This is a genomic window from Geomonas propionica, assembly GCF_016458235.1.
GTDB lineage: Bacteria > Desulfobacterota > Desulfuromonadia > Geobacterales > Geobacteraceae > Geomonas > Geomonas propionica.
Genome location: NZ_JAEMHK010000010.1, coordinates 122185 through 137579 on the forward strand (window position 1 = coordinate 122185; position 15395 = coordinate 137579).

11 protein-coding genes and 1 pseudogene are annotated in these 15395 nt (G+C 62.1%); 5 read left to right on the plus strand and 7 right to left on the minus strand.

Going from position 1 to position 15395, the window contains the following annotated elements; genetic code table 11:
• Positions 1 to 74 precede the first annotated feature (74 nt).
• The 4 genes from ispD (at position 75) to cysS (ending at position 4675) form a co-directional block, all read left to right on the plus strand.
• Entirely contained in the window at positions 75 to 773 is a 699-nt protein-coding gene (ispD, locus tag JFN90_RS14005) for a 2-C-methyl-D-erythritol 4-phosphate cytidylyltransferase (RefSeq protein ID WP_199395741.1), read from the plus strand.
• Positions 773 to 1249, plus strand: coding sequence for a 2-C-methyl-D-erythritol 2,4-cyclodiphosphate synthase (ispF, locus tag JFN90_RS14010; RefSeq protein ID WP_199395825.1), 477 nt, complete (start codon positions 773 to 775; stop codon positions 1247 to 1249). The genes ispD and ispF overlap by 1 nt, the downstream gene beginning before the upstream one ends.
• Positions 1250 to 1435: 186 nt before the next feature.
• Entirely contained in the window at positions 1436 to 3121 is a 1686-nt protein-coding gene (locus tag JFN90_RS14015; RefSeq protein WP_199395742.1) for a glutamine--tRNA ligase/YqeY domain fusion protein, read from the plus strand.
• Positions 3122 to 3232: 111 nt separating this feature from the next.
• A complete protein-coding gene (cysS, locus tag JFN90_RS14020) occupies positions 3233 to 4675 on the plus strand; it encodes a cysteine--tRNA ligase (RefSeq protein ID WP_199395743.1) in 1443 nt (480 codons plus the stop codon).
• Positions 4676 to 4767: 92 nt separating this feature from the next.
• On the opposite strand, the gene JFN90_RS14025 is transcribed toward cysS, so the two are convergent.
• Positions 4768 to 4947 carry a ribbon-helix-helix protein, CopG family gene (locus JFN90_RS14025; RefSeq protein WP_183350105.1) on the minus strand — a complete coding sequence of 60 codons (180 nt, stop codon included), beginning with the start codon at positions 4945 to 4947 and terminating at the stop codon, positions 4768 to 4770.
• 245 nt (positions 4948 to 5192) lie between these two features.
• Positions 5193 to 7475, minus strand: coding sequence for a sigma 54-interacting transcriptional regulator (locus JFN90_RS14030; protein WP_199395744.1), 2283 nt, complete (start codon positions 7473 to 7475; stop codon positions 5193 to 5195).
• Positions 7476 to 7846: 371 nt separating this feature from the next.
• Between JFN90_RS14030 and JFN90_RS14035 the strand changes: the two genes are divergently transcribed.
• Positions 7847 to 9289 carry a transglutaminase-like domain-containing protein gene (locus tag JFN90_RS14035; protein WP_199395745.1) on the plus strand — a complete coding sequence of 481 codons (1443 nt, stop codon included), beginning with the start codon at positions 7847 to 7849 and terminating at the stop codon, positions 9287 to 9289.
• 598 nt (positions 9290 to 9887) lie between these two features.
• On the opposite strand, the gene JFN90_RS14040 is transcribed toward JFN90_RS14035, so the two are convergent.
• The 5 genes and pseudogenes from JFN90_RS14040 to JFN90_RS14065 all read right to left on the minus strand — a co-directional run bounded on the left by JFN90_RS14040 (position 9888) and on the right by JFN90_RS14065 (position 15384).
• The gene (locus JFN90_RS14040; protein WP_199395746.1) at positions 9888 to 10745 is read right to left on the minus strand and encodes an energy-coupling factor ABC transporter ATP-binding protein; all 858 of its coding nucleotides are present in this window, start codon (positions 10743 to 10745) and stop codon (positions 9888 to 9890) included.
• 3 nt (positions 10746 to 10748) lie between these two features.
• Positions 10749 to 11507 (minus strand): cobalt ECF transporter T component CbiQ, encoded by a 759-nt coding sequence (cbiQ, locus tag JFN90_RS14045; protein WP_199395747.1) that lies wholly within the window; start codon positions 11505 to 11507, stop codon positions 10749 to 10751.
• Positions 11507 to 12545 (minus strand): annotated as a pseudogene (locus JFN90_RS14055) (energy-coupling factor ABC transporter permease). The gene cbiQ and the pseudogene JFN90_RS14055 overlap by 1 nt, the downstream one beginning before the upstream one ends.
• Before the next feature lie 149 nt (positions 12546 to 12694).
• Positions 12695 to 14002 (minus strand): phosphomethylpyrimidine synthase ThiC, encoded by a 1308-nt coding sequence (gene thiC, locus JFN90_RS14060; RefSeq protein ID WP_199395749.1) that lies wholly within the window; start codon positions 14000 to 14002, stop codon positions 12695 to 12697.
• On the minus strand, positions 13999 to 15384 hold the full coding sequence (locus JFN90_RS14065) for a cobyrinate a,c-diamide synthase (RefSeq protein WP_199395750.1): 1386 nt from the start codon (positions 15382 to 15384) through the stop codon (positions 13999 to 14001). The genes thiC and JFN90_RS14065 overlap by 4 nt, the downstream gene beginning before the upstream one ends.
• Positions 15385 to 15395: the final 11 nt, after the last annotated feature.

Genomic DNA, 15395 nt, shown 5'->3' on the forward strand with positions numbered 1-15395 from the left:
TGGTTTTTTCACAGCCAAACTGTATAATTCGGCGATTTCCCCCTTGGGGACGCCCCCCTTTTTTAGAGGTGACTTTGGCCAGAACAATCGCGCTCATCCCCGCCGCCGGCATGGGAAAGAGGATGGGGGCAGGCTCCAACAAGCAGTACCTCATGCTGGACGGCATGCCGATCCTCGCCCGCACCGTGCGGACCTTTGAGGAAGCGGATTGCATCGACGCGATCTACCTCATTTCGCCGGAGCAGGAGATCCCGTTCTGCCGCAGCGATGTGGTCGAGCGCTACGGCTTCACCAAGGTGCGCGCCATCGTTCCGGGCGGGCAGGAGCGCCAGCACTCGGTGTACAACGGCCTGCGCGCCATCGAGGGGATCGAGCCCGACGACATCGTGCTGATCCACGACGGGGTTCGCCCCTTCGTCTCCGTGCAGATGCTCGAGGATGCCGCCGCAGCTGCCAGGGAATCCGGCGCATCGGTAGTCGCCGTCCCCGTGAAGGACACGGTCAAGGTGGTGCAGGAAGGTCTGGTTACCGCCACGCCGCCACGCGAAACCCTCTGGCTCGCCCAGACGCCGCAGGGATTCCGCTACGGCCTGATCCGCGCCGCCCATGAACAGGCCGCGGCGGCAGGTTTCCTCGGGACCGACGACGCCTCGCTCTTGGAATGGCAGGGGCAGCCGGTGCGCGTGGTGCAGGGCGATTACCGCAACATAAAGATCACCACGCCCGAGGACATGATCCTTGCCGAGGCGTTTTTGAAGGAGACAGCGAAATGATGCGCATCGGACACGGCTACGACGTACACCGACTTGTGGAGGGGCGCAAACTGATCCTGGGAGGGGTCGATGTCCCGTATGTAAAGGGACTCCTCGGGCACTCCGACGCGGACGTACTCCTGCACGCCATATCCGACGCCATCCTGGGCGCCATTGGCGAGGGGGACATCGGCAAGCACTTCCCGGACACCGACCCGGCTTACAAAGGGGCGGATAGCCGGAAGCTCCTGCGCCACGTGATGGATCTCGCGGAGCGCAAGGGGTACCGGATCGGCAACGTCGACGCCACCATCGTCGCCCAGCGCCCCAAGCTCGCCCCCTTCATCCAGCAGATGAGGCAGAACATCGCGGAGACGCTGGGCACCGAGGACGACCGGATCAACGTGAAGGCGACCACCACCGAAGAGCTCGGTTTCGCCGGCCGGGGCGAGGGTATCGCCGCGTATTCCGTGGCGTTGTTAGCAAGGAAGGAATGAGGATCCCGTCGCCCCTCTCTTAGCCGGGCTTCTCCCTCCCCCGGAGGGGGAGGGTCGGGGAGGGGGAAACAGCAGGCGAGCCCCCCTCCCAGCCTCCCCCCTCCAGGGGGAGGAGAATTGTTTGGAGAACGAACACTCAACTCAACGCACGCCGGCCTTACACCGGCTGCGGACAGGACATCTGATATGACCACAGAAGAAACCCCGGTCGTCGAAAAAGCGGCCAACTTCATCCGGAACATCGTCACCGACGACCTGAAAAACGGCAAGCACGAGACCATCGTCACACGGTTCCCGCCCGAGCCGAACGGTTACCTGCACATAGGGCACGCCAAGTCGATCTGCCTCAACTTCGGCCTGGCCCGCGATTTCGGCGGCCGCTGCCACCTTCGTTTCGATGACACCAATCCGACCAAGGAAGACATTGAGTACGAGGACTCCATCAAGGAGAACGTGAAGTGGCTCGGCTTCGACTGGGGCCAGCACATGTACTACGCCTCGGACTACTTCGAAAAGTTCTACCAGTACGCGGTGGTCCTGATCGAGAAGGGGCTGGCCTACGTTGACAGCAGCACCGCCGACGAGATCCGCGCCATGCGCGGCACACTGAGCGAGCCGGGCAAAGAGAGCCCGTACCGCAACCGCAGCGTCGCCGAAAACGTCAACCTGTTCGCCCGCATGCGCGCCGGCGAGTTCGAAGATGGCAGCCAGGTGGTCCGCCTGAAGATCGACATGGCCTCCCCTAACATCAACCTGCGCGACCCGGTCATCTACCGAATCAAGAAGGTCGACCATCACCGGACCGGCGACGCCTGGTGCATCTACCCGATGTACGACTACGCGCACTGCATCTCCGACGCGATAGAGGGGATCACCCACTCCGTCTGCACCCTTGAGTTTGAGGATCACCGCCCGCTCTACGACTGGGTGCTGGACCAACTCCCGGTCCCCTGCCACCCGAGGCAGATCGAGTTCGCGCGCCTGAACCTGAACTATACGGTGATGAGCAAACGAAAGCTCCTCGAACTGGTCCAAGAGAAGCTGGTGGACGGCTGGGACGACCCGCGCATGCCGACCCTGGTGGGGATCAGGCGCCGCGGCTTCACCCCCGAGTCAATCCGCGCCTTCTGCGAGACCATCGGCGTGGGCAAGAGCGACAGCCTGATCGACATGAGCATCCTTGAGGACGCGGCACGCGAGGACTTGAACCTGCGTGCCCCGCGCGCCATGGCGGTGCTGCGTCCCCTCAAGGTGGTTATCGAGGGATACCCGGAAGGTCAGACCGAGGAGTTCGAGGCGGCCAACCACCCGAACAACCCGGAGATGGGGAGCCGCATGGTCCCCTTCGGCAAGACGGTCTACATCGAGCGCGACGATTTCCAGGAGGAGCCGACCAAGGGGTTCTTCCGCATGGCGCCGGGCAAGGAAGTGCGCCTGCGTTACGCCTACATCGTGAAGTGCGAGTCCGTGGTGAAGAACGAGAACGGCGAGGTGGTCGAGGTGCGCTGCAGCTACGATCCCGGCTCCCGCGGCGGCAGCGCCCCGGACGGCCGCAAGATCAAAGGGACCATCCACTGGGTCAGCGCCGAGCACGCCGTCAGCGCCGAGGTGCGCCTCTACGATCGTCTCTTCAGCACGCCCAACCCGGGTGGCAAAAACGAGCCCGACTACCGCACCTCGCTCAACCCGAACTCCATCGAGGTGCTCAGCGACTGCAAGCTGGAGCCGTCGCTCGCCGCGGCCACCCAGGAGGATCGCTTCCAGTTCGAGCGCCTGGGCTACTTCTGCCCCGACATGAAGGATTCGCGCCCCGGTGCGCTGGTCTTCAACCGGACCGCCACCCTGCGTGATTCCTGGAACGTGAAGAAGTAACGCAGGAAGCTCCCCCCTTCGCAAAGGGGGACTTGTACCAGCGAAGATGGCTGTAAAACGGCAAACTAATAACGGCTAAAGGCCTTAACACTCGAGAAAAGAGGATCTGACATGGCTTTACGCGTCTACAACACCCTTACCGGCAGCAAAGAAGAATTCGTACCGATCACCCCCGGCAAGGTCGGCATGTATGTCTGCGGGGTAACGGTCTACGACCATTGCCACATTGGGCACGCCCGCGCCAACGTCGTCTTCGACATGATCTACCGCTACCTGCAGGCCACCGGGCTTGACGTCACCTACGTCCGCAACTACACCGACATCGACGACAAGATCATCAACCGCGCCAACCGCGACGGCGTCCCCTACAACGAGATCTCCGAGCGTTTCATCGAGGAGTTCGACAAGGACATGGCGCGGCTCATGCTGCAGCTCCCGACCTTCCAGCCCAAGGCGACCGAGCACATCGGGGAGATCATCGCACTTGTTGAGCGGCTGATCGAGAAGGGATACGCCTACCAGTCCGGTTCCGACGTCTTTTTCCGCGTCGACCGCTTCGAAGGGTACCTGAGGCTCTCCAAGAGGAACCTGGAGGACATGCAAGCCGGCGCCCGCATCGAGGTGGACGAGAAGAAAGAGCATCCGATGGACTTCGCCCTCTGGAAGGGCGCCAAGCCCGGCGAGCCGTTCTGGGAATCCCCTTGGGGCCAGGGCAGGCCGGGGTGGCACATCGAGTGCTCCGCCATGAGCTCCAAGTTCCTGGGGGATACCTTCGACATCCACGGCGGCGGCAAGGACCTCATTTTCCCGCACCACGAGAACGAGATCGCCCAGTCCGAGGCCGCCTCCGGCAAACCCTTCGTCAAGTACTGGCTGCATAACGGCTTCGTGAACATCAACTCCGAGAAGATGTCCAAGTCGCTGGGGAACTTCTTCACCATCAAGGAGGTGCTGGAGCGCTACGACGCGGAGGTGCTCCGCTTCTTCCTGCTCTCGGCCCACTACCGCTCCCCGATCGACTTCTCTGACCAGAACCTCAAGGAATCCGCACTCGGTCTGGAGAGAATCTACAAGGCGCTGGCAGGCATCGACGAGCGTCTGGCCGCGGGGACTGACCATCCCTCGACCGAAGAAAGCGCGGAGTTGAATGAGAAGTGCGGCAGCATCGCGACCCGCTTCCGCGAGGCCATGGACGACGACTTCAACACGGCGATGGCGCTCGGGCACGTCTTCGACTTGGTGCGCAGCGTCAACCGCGCCCTGCCGGTCTCCCCGCTGGAGCTGCTCAAACGTGTGAAGCAGGAAATTGCCGGCATCGCTGCGACTCTCGGGGTGTGCGATTCCGTCCCCGCCGAATTCCTGCAGCGCATGAAGGACCGCAAGACCTCGGATATGGAGATCCCGGTCGAGGAGATCGAGGCACTTATCGCCGAGCGCGCCGAGGCCCGCAAGACCAAGAACTTCAAGCGCAGCGACGAGATCAGGGATCTCCTCCTTGAGAAGAACATCGTGCTCCTGGACAGCGCGCAGGGAACCACCTGGAAGGTGAAATAAGGAATTACTCGGGAAACCGGAAACTGCAGGAATAAAAAAAGGCCGCTTAACGCGGCCGTTTTTTATGCTTCGGCGGGGTGATACAAGGCGGCCTAGGCCGCCTTCTGGTTCATCTCTACGCTTCTGGCCTTCACGAGTTCCATTGCTTCCCTCATGATGTCGGAAACGCTCTTCTTAGTGGAGTCCATGATTGCTTCGAGGGTCTCACGCTCTGCGTCGCTGATCCTCATGGAAATGACATTGTACCTGGGGTTCTCTCTCATTCTGCCCATCTGCTTCTCTCCTTGTACTGCTCAAGATTGGTGACACGATGTCTACAATATTGCTATATGCGTGCCAACCCCAAAAAAAAGCAGCACCCCCGCGTAACCCGCTGTTTTCACGTATACCCTTAATTTTACGTTAGAAATCTATAATGCCGCAGTGTATACAAAGTGCGCCACTTTTGGCACAAAGTGGGTAAATGTGCCCATTTGTATCATTTTGGCCAGGGAGATCTTGCTCCCCGCGTACCAAATCATTCATCTTCTTCCTCCCGCGCGCGAATTGTGCGCCCTTTCAACCCATGCTTGGCTAAAAGACGATAAAAGGTCCTTCTGGGGATGTTGGCAAGTTGTGCCGCTTTTGACACATTGCCTCCGGCGTCGGCCAGGTAGCGCTGAATCAGCTTCTTTTCGACCCGCAACACGTGCGGCTCGCGCTCCTTTTTGAAAGAGCGCAGGTCGATGACATCCTCCCCCTCGTCGGCGTAACTTTCCGCGAAGGCCAGCGGCAGGTTGCCCAGCTTGATGATGTCGTCGTGGGTGAGAACCGCTGCGCGCTCGATGACGTTCTGCATCTCCCTGATGTTGCCGGGCCAGGGGTACTTGACCATGGCGTTGATGGCGCGCTCCTCGATACCGACGATGTGCTTGTTCAGCTTGTTGCGCGCCTTCTCCAGGAAGTAGTGCGCGAGCTGCGGGATCGATTCCACCCGTTCCCTTAACGGTGGCATGGTGATGGAGAAAACATCGAGCCGGTAGTAGAGGTCCTCGCGGAACCACCCGTCACGCACCCCGTCCTCGAGCGACTTGTTGGTGGCCGCGATGAGGCGGACGTCGACGCGGCGGGCCACGGTGCCGCCGACCGGCCGAACCTCACCCAGGTCGAGCACGCGCAACAGTTCCGCCTGCAGCTTCGGGGTGATGTCGCCGATCTCGTCCAGGAAGATGGTGCCGCCGTCGGCCGCCTCGAAAAGGCCCTTCTTCTCGGTGATGGCGCCGGTGAAGGAGCCCTTTTTGTGGCCGAAGAGTTCGCTCTCAAGAAGGGAGTCGGTGATGGTGGTGCAGTTGACCGTTACCAGCGGCTTGTCGTTTCGCTTGCTGTAGCGGTGGATGGCGCGGGCGGCTAGCTCCTTGCCGGTACCGGACTCGCCCCGGATCAGCACCGTGGTCGGCGTCGGCCCCACCTGCTTAATCTGGTCCAGCGCCTCCAAGGTGTTGCCGTCGCTCCCCACGATGAACTCGTCGCCGTACTCGCGGTCCAACTCCCTCTTGGCCAGTTCGTACTTCTGGATCAGGCGGCCGCGCTCCTCTTCCAGTTGCTGCAGGTTGTGCGGCAGGCACATCTCCAAGTCCGCCAGCCCCTGGAACACAGCGACGGCGTACTCGCGGCAGGTGCGGTAACCGCAGGTGCGGCAGTTCAACTCGTCCTTCTGGGTGAACTTGTTGGTGGCGTGGAGGATCTTCTTGACGTCCCCCCCTTTCGGGGTGGGGAGCTTGGCGTACTTGTCCGAGAAGGTGCGCGACAGGTTGATGTCCCAATCCTTCTGATAGTGCGGCGCCACGCGGTACGGGGTCTCCCCCCTGAAGTGTGAGATCACCATGTTGCGCCGGGAGAATTCTGTGAGCTCCTTGTTGCGCCCGGGGCCGCCGATGCAGCCGTCGTAGCAGAAGCGGAGGTCTACCAGCTTCGGGCTGATGCGTCCAGCGGCAAGATCCTTGATGATCCCCATAACGTTGACCTCACCCTCGGCGGTGACGATCTCGGTATCGAGCGGGTCGGGGTTGATGCCGAAGGCCTGGAAAGAGCCTTGCGACAGGGAGAAGATCCGTCCCATATGTGGCGCTCTGCCGTCGAAAGGCTCCTCCTGCAGCGCCGCCAAGTCGATACCGCGCTCCCTGAAGATCGACTCCAACTCCCGATAGGTAAGCAGCACGTCCACGGCGCCTTTGGTCTGTTCCGCCTGCACCTCGAACTTGCCGGCGATGCAGGAGCTGATGTAGATGACCTTGACCTGCTCTCCCAGCACCTGCTTCAGGTAGCGGCCCATGGCGACCATGTGAGTCACCACGCCGACCAGGTTCTCGATCAACTGCGGGTAGTGGCGCTCCACGAGGTCGACCACGGCCGGGCAATGGGAAGATATGAGCGGCAACTGCGCTTGGTCAATGGCGCTTCGGTACTCGCCGGCGATCAACTCCACGCCGCGGGCCCCCTCGTGCACCTCGGCGAAACCGAGCTGGCGCAGGCCGGCGGAGAGCTGACCGGGAGAGCAGTTGTGGAAGAAGGCGGGGAAGGAGCAGCCCAGGACGGCGACCACCGGGTCACCGGAGGTAAGCAGCGCCTCGGTAACCACCACGTTGTCCGCGATGACCTTGGCGTGCTGGGGGCAGTTGCTCAGGCAGTTGCCGCAGCCGATGCAGCGCTCGAAGATGATCTCGGTGTAGCTCTTCTCCACCTTGATCGCCTTGACCGGGCAGCTGCGCACGCAGGAGTAGCATTTTCGGCATTGGTCGGTAATGGTTACGATAGGATACATCGGTCCTCGCTGGCACAGCCGGATGGAATTGCAGATCAGGTGGGATTGTATAGGAATCGGCAAAAGTGTGCAACGATTGGCACACTCGAGAGGAAGAAGGTACAAAAAAAAACCCTAGCGACTAGGAGGGCAAGTCGGCTAGGGGAAGGAGGATCCTACGATCCTCCGCAACTCGTATCTATGAACACATTATACTGAGACGCTCAAAAGACTGCAAGAGCTTAACTACAATTAATCAAAGAACTCTTTCGGTCGCTAACCTCATGAACCTCGCGGGCGCCGCGTTTCATAAGAAAAAGAGCGGGTTGGCGCATTGCGCCCGGCGCAAGTCATGTGGTATAAAATACCGCGAACTCAGCCCAGGAGGATGTATGACAACCACGGCACGCTTTCAACTCACCCTTCGGTTCATGGCGCTACTGGCCCTGGTCCTCTTGCCGCTCCAGCTCCTCGCGGCAACCCCTCTCCCAAAGCTGGCCGCCCCGCCCGAAGGGGAACGCTGGTTCAGCATCATCATGGGTGACGAGCAGGTCGGCTTCGGCCAGACCACCGTTACCCGCACCGCCGGCGGCTACCAGATCTCCTCGCGCGGCAGCGTGAAGATGAAGGTGATGGGGTTCTCCCGTGAGGCAAGTTCAACGGAATCTTACCAGGTGGCCCCCGACCTGACCCTGCGCTCGTTCCAGGTCCAAAACCGCATTGATGGCAGCCCAGTCGACATCAACGGTGAAGTGACACCCAAAGGGATCACGGTCCACACCCGTTCGGCCAACGGCAACAAGGAGCGGGTCCTGAAGGTGAAAGGACCGATCTACCCGCCACATGCCCTGAACCTGTACCCGCTCTTGCAGGGGGCGGTGCCGGGCAAGACCTACAAGATCCAGTACCTGGACCCGGAAGCGGTGAAGGTGAAGCAGGCGAAGGTCGAGGTAGTCGGGCCAGAAACCCTGGACGGGAAGCAGGTGGTGCACCTGAAAAACGATCTCTACACCATGGTGGACAACGACATCTGGGTTGATCTGGCAGGTAACGTCCTGAAGGAATCGGTGCGGGACGGGCTGGTGGTCACGCTGGCCCGTGACGAGGCAGCCGCCAAGGCCGAGTTGGCCGAAGCCGCCATGGGCAAGAAGGACCTCGTCTACGACTTCAGCCTGATCCGGGTCACGCCTCCCCTGGAGCATCCTGAGCGGTTGCAGAAGCTCGTGGTCCAGATCACCGGGTTCCCTGCGCAGCAGCGCCTGTTGCAGGGAGCATGGCAAGGGGCGGAGCGCCAGCCCGACGGCAGCGTCATCTTCAGCCTCCCCAACCCCGGTCCTGCCGCGGAAGAAGTCCCCACCCAAGCGGACTTGCAGCCCGGAGAGCGGACCCCCAGCGACAACCCAGAGATTGTCTCACGCATGAAGGTGATCGTGGGGGACGAGAAGGATCCCGCCAAAAAAGTCGCTCGTCTGGCAGAGTGGGTTGCCGGCAACATCAAGGCTGACGTGATCGATTCGCAGTCGCCGTTGGAAACGCTGCAGAAAGGGCGCGGCAACTGCCAGAGCCACGCACGGCTCTACGTATCCCTGGCGCGGGCCGCCGGCATCCCTACCCGCTTCGTCTCCGGTTTGGTGTACCAGGGTGACGGATTCCTGTACCACAGCTGGGCGGAAAGCTACCTGGAAGAGAGGTGGGTCTCCGTCGACCCCACCTTCAACCAAGTCCCCGCCGACCTCACCCACATCAAGCTGGTCGAGGGAGAGTCTTTGGACGAAATAGGGAGCATCGCCGGCATGATCGGCAAGGCGCGGGCCAAGGTGCTGGAGAAGCGTTAGGCGTCAGTCGGGCCACTCCTTAAATACCAAACGGGGCGGATCAAGAGATCCGCCCCGCTTTTTTGGCAGTTTTGCCAATCCATGTTGGTTTTCCGCCTCAAAGCCCTTCACGGCAGGAGGGGGACTGGCTCCGCCAGGTGCCTGTCCCCTTAGGGCTTGGGTAAGGTGGCAAAGCGGAATGGAGCGTTGCGCTAGAGGGACAGGCACCTAAATGGAGCCTGTCCCTTCTGCTAGCACTTCACCCTTCTTCACGCTGCTCCTGCAGCACGCAATCTGAACCAATACCGCCAACACGTAGACCACCCCAACCGCCACAAAGAAACCACTCATCTGCCGCTCCCATTATTCTGGATTCGCCGCGGTAGAGGGACATCCGCAACCGCAGGCGCACCTTCTAATGAGCAGGATACATGCCGCTTACTTGCCACTGGAGAAATAAACGCAAAAGCTGGCAGTTACGCCTCTACTCATGACGTTGCCTGCCGAAACCTGTGCGAAAGTGGGACGCTGAACTGTCTCAATAGCTAACGGCGGTGTTGGACTTGATACGAAAAAGGGCGACCGGTAAGGGTCGCCCTGTGGGTGGAGAACGGAAGAATCACTTTTTAGACATCGCTTCCACCATCTCCCGGCGCGCCTCGCCGATGGTGAGGGGAAGGCGGCTGAAGGGAAGGCCATCTTCATGCTTCAACTGGTAGATCAGTTCGGCGATGTGGGGGAGGCGCAGCTTTACGTTGGCCAACTCCTCCGGCGCGGTAAACACGTCTTCGGGGGCGCCGCCGCGGACCAGGCGCCCCTTGCTTAGGATATGGAGCTGGTGCAGGAAAATCGGTACCAGATCGACGCTGTGGGTGGCCATGACGATGGTGACGCCGTGGTCACGGTTCAGCCGGGTCAAGAGCTCCATCATCCGGTACTCGCCCATGGGGTCAAGCCCGGCCGTCGGCTCGTCCAGGAGCAGGATCTCGTGCCCCATGGCCAGCAGGCCGGCGATGCAGACCCGCTTCTTCTGGCCGTAGCTCAGGTTGTGAATCCCCTTCGCGGCGAACTCTGACATGTCCACGCTCGCCAGTGCCGCCTCGACGCGGCTTTTCACCTCGGGCTCAGCGCACCCCATGTTGCGCGGGCCAAAAGCAGCGTCCTCGAAGACGTTGCTGGCGAAAAGCTGGTCGTCGGGGTTCTGGAACACCAGCCCAACCTTCCGATAGATGTCGCGCGGATGCAGGCGGAGCACGTTATCGCCGTCCAAGAGCACCTCGCCGCGATACCCCTTGATCAGGCCGTCCATGATCTTCAGCAGCGTGGTCTTTCCTGAGCCGTTGGAGCCGAGGATGCCGGCGAACTCGCCACGAGCGATGCCCAAGTGTAGATCCGCCAGCGCGACTGTGCCGTCTGGGTATTGGTAACTCTCCAGGTTCACTGAAATTCTGGTCTGGTCCACGAACGGTTCCTTCATTATTTACAGTGCCCTCATGGCGGCCATGGCGCCGACGAAGAGCAACGCGGAGCCGACCTCGACCAACCGCAGCGGCCGGTGTACTGACATAGGCATGGCGCCGTCATAACCGCGCTGCACCATCGCGGTGGTGATGCTCTGGCTGTTGTCGAACGCCTTAATCACCAGCACGCCCGCGAGGGTCCCCAGCGAAGAGAGGGCGCGCCGGCACCCGACGTAGCCAAGGCGGTTCTTCTGGGCGTTATAGACCACCTGGGCATCCTCGAGGAGCAGGAACAGGTAGCGCCAGGCAAAAAGTGCTACGTCCACCAACACCTGCGGCACCCTGAGCCAGGAGAGCGCCGCCATCAGTTCGGTGAAGGGGGTGGAGAAGCCGACCACGGCGAGGAGGGAGACCCCGCCTAGGATGCGCCCGGCGATGAGGAGCCCGGCCATCAAGCCGTCACGGTGCCCGATCAACTCCCAGCCACCCAGGCCGATGCTGAAAAGAGGTACGGTGCCTGAGAAGAAGGTCTTCAGCGCCAGCACCATGACCGCGATAAAGAGCGGCTCGGAAAAGCGCAGCACGAGAATGCGCACCGGGGTCCCCAGGTGCAGGCAGAGCGCCAGCCCGAGGGCGGCTACCGCGAGGGGAAACACGATTCCCTGCGAGCTCAGCACCATGACCAGGAGGGCCAGCGCGCTGACCAGCTTCACCCGCGCATCTACCGAGGCGAGAGGATGGGCCGCATGGTGGCGATATGCATTGAAGTGATGGTGCATCAACCTTCCTTGTGGTCCTTACCCGTCAACTGACGCCAGTAATATCCGGCGGCGAATCCGCCCACGACGCCCGCTCCCAGAAAGGCGAACAGCAGCAGGTCTCCGGACCCGGGATCGATGAGCGGCGCCTTGGCCTCCCGCCCGTGCTCCTTGGCGATCTTCTCCACCACGGCCTCGTCCACCCCTTGGTAGGCCTTGGGGGCGAGGGAAAAGAAGTAAAAAGCGAACAGCAGCGTCGGCAGCGTGACTGTGTGCAGCAGCAATACTTTCCACCTGCGTTTTCTATCAGGCATTGCCGGCTACCTCCTTTTCCTTGATGACCCTCATCTTCACGAGCAGGTCCGGGCGCTTGCGGTACAAGAGCGTGACCATTCCCGCGGTGATGACCCCTTCCAGGATACCCAGCGGCAACTGGGTGGGGAGAAAGGCCAAAACGATTTTCCCGAACAGGGGCCACAGCGGCGACTCCCCCCGGATGCCGAGGGCGAGAAGCAGCGACGTGGTGGCGTAGGTGGCCCAGTCTGCCACAAGGCCAGCGATAAATCCAGCCACGGCCAGGCTCCCGCCCACCTTACGCACGGCGCGGAAGGCGAACCAGCCGGCGAAGGAGCCGACAACACCCATGGCAAGGGCGTTGGCGCCGAGCGTCGAGAGACCGCCGTGGGCCAGGAACAGCGCCTGGATCAAGAGCGAGACCGCCGCGATGATCACGCTGACCAGCGGGCCCACCAGTATGGCAGATACCCCGGTGCCGCAGGGGTGCGAGCAGGTACCGGCGGTCGGCACCGGGATCGGCATGCAGGAGATGATGAAGACCACGGCGGTGAGCAGCCCCACAAGCGGCTTCATGGAGAGGTCCTCCCGCGCCAGGAAGTTCAACTGCCTGATGCCCAGCGCCAGAAACGGCACCAGCACCAGGAACCAAGTGAGCGCCCAGGGGAAGGGAAGGATTCCCTCCGAGATGTGCATGGCGTGGGCGGGGGCCGGGACAAGCAGGAATGACAACAGCGCGGCTGCCAATAGCGCGCGCCCTCCCACCGGTGGCTCACCTACCTCCCTCTCCCTCCGGGAGAGGGTCGGGGTGAGGGCCTCGCAGTGAGCACCGTATTCCCCCGTGCCCCCCCCCTCACCCGCCCTTCGGCCACCCTCTCCCGAGGGGAGAGGGTTAGTCTGAAACTTGCCCAATATCAAATCTTGTCCCCACGCAGGTCTGCCGCAAAGATCTTGCCGGCGCCGCGGGAGGCACAGAAGTCGCCGCACATGGTGCAGGTTTGCTCGTCCTCGGGTACGCGGCTCTTCCTGATGGCAGCGGCGTCCTCAGGGAAGAGGGCCAACTCGAACTGGCGCTGCCAATTCAGATCCCGGCGCGCCTTGCTCATCTCCTTGTCGCGCTCCCTGCCCCGCTCGGGGTACTTGTTCATGTCGCCGATATAGGCCGCGATCTTGGCCGCCTTCACACCCATCTTGACGTCCTCCTCGTTTGGAAGCGCCAAGTGCTCGGCCGGGGTGATGTAGCAGATCAGGTCGGCGCCAAAGCGCGAGGACTGGGCGGCACCGATGGCAGCGGTGATATGGTCAAAGCCGGGCGCGACATCTGTGGAAATGGGGCCCAGCATGTAATAAGGGGCGCCGCCGCTCATCCTTTTTTGCAGCTTGATGTTTCCTTCGATCTCGTCCAGCGGCACGTGCCCCGGACCTTCCACCAGCATCTGGCATCCCATGTCGCGGCCAATCTCGGCCAACTCGCAGTTGATCAGCAGTTCCTGGATCTGGGCGCGATCGCTGGAGTCGTGGATGGCGCCGGCCCGGAGACCGTTACCCAGCGAGAGCACGGTGTCGTAACGCTTCAGGATCTCCACCACGCGGTCGAACTTCTCATAAAGCGGGTTCTCGCGGTTGTTGGCAATCATCCAGGCGGCCATGCTCACGCCACCCTTGGAAACGAGGCCGCCGTAACGGTACCCCTGCTTCCTCAGGCGCTCCAGGGTGTAGAGGTTGATGCCGCAGTGCACCGCCATGAAGGCCATGCCGTCGGCGCACTGGCGCTCGATGATATCGAAGAGCATCTCCTCGTCCAGCTTGTTCGGGTCGCCGTACTTGCGCGCGGCTTCGCAGAAGGCTTGGTACAGCGGTACGTTCCCCACCGGCAGGTCGACGGCGGCGATCACCTCGCGCCGCACCCTGTCCAGATCGCCGCCGACGGAAAGCTCCATCAGGGTGTCCGCCCCCGCCTCTTGGGCCACCTTCGCCTTACGCACTTCGGCCGCGTAGTCGACGATGTCCGAAGAGGTGCCGATGGACGCGTTCACCTTGGTGCGCAGCCCGGTGCCGATGCCGGCCACCTTGGGCTTCCTGACGTGGTTCCAGGGGATGACGATCTGCCCCGCAGCCACCTTGTCCCGGACGTACTCCGGTGTTTGTGCCTCATCAAAGGCAACCTGTGCCATCTGCGGGGTAATGATCCCCGCGCGTGCCGACTCGATCTGTGTTTTCATGTGAGACTCCTGGTCCGGTATGCCCTGCAGTGTCCCACGAAGTTCTGTGCGATACCCGGCGAGCTGCCGAAGTGTAAATGGATGTAGGAGGCCAGGCAGTTCCGGTAGCGGTAGCCCTCCAGCCCCAGGTCTGCGCCCTTCCTGCTGACCCGGTAGAGCCGCTCGATCCCCTCCGGCATCTCCTCCATCTCTGAATAATGAAATTCGTGTCCCCGGGCAACGGTGCCCCTGGTCCCTATGACACCGTCGGCTACCAGCTCGATCTCCCGGTACCCGAGCGCCTTACGGCGCGGCAGCATCCGGGTCTGCACCGGGAACACACCGACGAAGGGAGCCGTCCCCCCGTCTACGACAACCCCTTCCGTCAGGTAGATGAAGCCGCCGCACTCGGCGTAGACCGGCATCCCCGCCTCGACAGCTTGGCGAATAGCCTGCCGCATCGGCTCGTTGGCAGCGAGCTTGCCAGCGAAGAGTTCCGGGTAGCCGCCTGGAAGATAGATGCCGCCGATTGCATCCGGCAAAGCTGCATCCTCCAAGGGCGAGAAGCAGCAGATATCGGCGCCCGCTTCGGCAAGAAGCCGCAGGTTATCCGGGTAAGAGAAGCAAAAGGCGGCATCGCGGGCCACGGCGATGCGCACCGGACCACCATCCTCGGCATCCGTTACCGGCGGCTCCGACTGGGCCGATGTCGGAAGTTCCCGCTGTTCCAATTCCAGGAGGGTCTCCAGGTCGAGGTGCCGCTCGACGACCTCGACCAGGTGGTCCATAAACTCCGGGGAGAGCGGGTTGTCCTCGGCCGTGGTAAGACCCAGGTGGCGCGAAGGGATAGCCAGCACCGCGTCCCGCGGCATGCACCCCAGCACCTTTACTTCGGGTAGATACGCCGCCAGCGCCTCGCGCAGTATCCGCTCATGGTTGGCGCTCGCCACGTTGTTGAAGACGACTGCCGCGACCTTCACCCCCGGATCGAACCCGGCGAAACCACTCACCAAAGCTGCCGCGCTGCGGGCCTGGCTGCGGGCATCCACCACCAGGACGACCGGCGCCGCCAGTTCCTTGGCAATCTGCGCCGTACTCCCGGCATCGGAACTGCCGTCAATGCCATCGAAGAGCCCCATCACCCCCTCGATGACCGCGATGCCCGCGGCGGCCGCATGTAACGCAAAGGTGTCCCTGACGAACTCCAGCGGGCACATCCAGCCATCGAGGTTTATGGACGGAGCACCGGTGACCTGGGCATGGTAGCCGGGGTCGATGAAGTCGGGTCCCACCTTGAACGGCGCCACTTTGAGGCCGCGACGCTTCAGCGCAGCCATGATGCCGAGGGTCACGGTGGTTTTCCCGGAGCCGCTGTGCGGCGCTGCGATGACGATGCGTTTCATGCCCTGAGAGT

Coding starts and splice junctions, on each gene's coding strand:
- thiC (WP_199395749.1), bottom strand. CDS start 14,002: ATGAAAACACAGATCGAGTCGGCACGCGCGGGGATCATTACCCCGCAG.
- cysS (WP_199395743.1), top strand. CDS start 3,233: ATGGCTTTACGCGTCTACAACACCCTTACCGGCAGCAAAGAAGAATTC.
- JFN90_RS14035 (WP_199395745.1), top strand. CDS start 7,847: ATGACAACCACGGCACGCTTTCAACTCACCCTTCGGTTCATGGCGCTA.
- ispF (WP_199395825.1), top strand. CDS start 773: ATGCGCATCGGACACGGCTACGACGTACACCGACTTGTGGAGGGGCGC.
- JFN90_RS14015 (WP_199395742.1), top strand. CDS start 1,436: ATGACCACAGAAGAAACCCCGGTCGTCGAAAAAGCGGCCAACTTCATC.
- JFN90_RS14040 (WP_199395746.1), bottom strand. CDS start 10,745: ATGAAGGAACCGTTCGTGGACCAGACCAGAATTTCAGTGAACCTGGAG.
- JFN90_RS14065 (WP_199395750.1), bottom strand. CDS start 15,384: ATGAAACGCATCGTCATCGCAGCGCCGCACAGCGGCTCCGGGAAAACC.
- JFN90_RS14030 (WP_199395744.1), bottom strand. CDS start 7,475: ATGTATCCTATCGTAACCATTACCGACCAATGCCGAAAATGCTACTCC.
- JFN90_RS14025 (WP_183350105.1), bottom strand. CDS start 4,947: ATGGGCAGAATGAGAGAGAACCCCAGGTACAATGTCATTTCCATGAGG.
- cbiQ (WP_199395747.1), bottom strand. CDS start 11,507: ATGCACCATCACTTCAATGCATATCGCCACCATGCGGCCCATCCTCTC.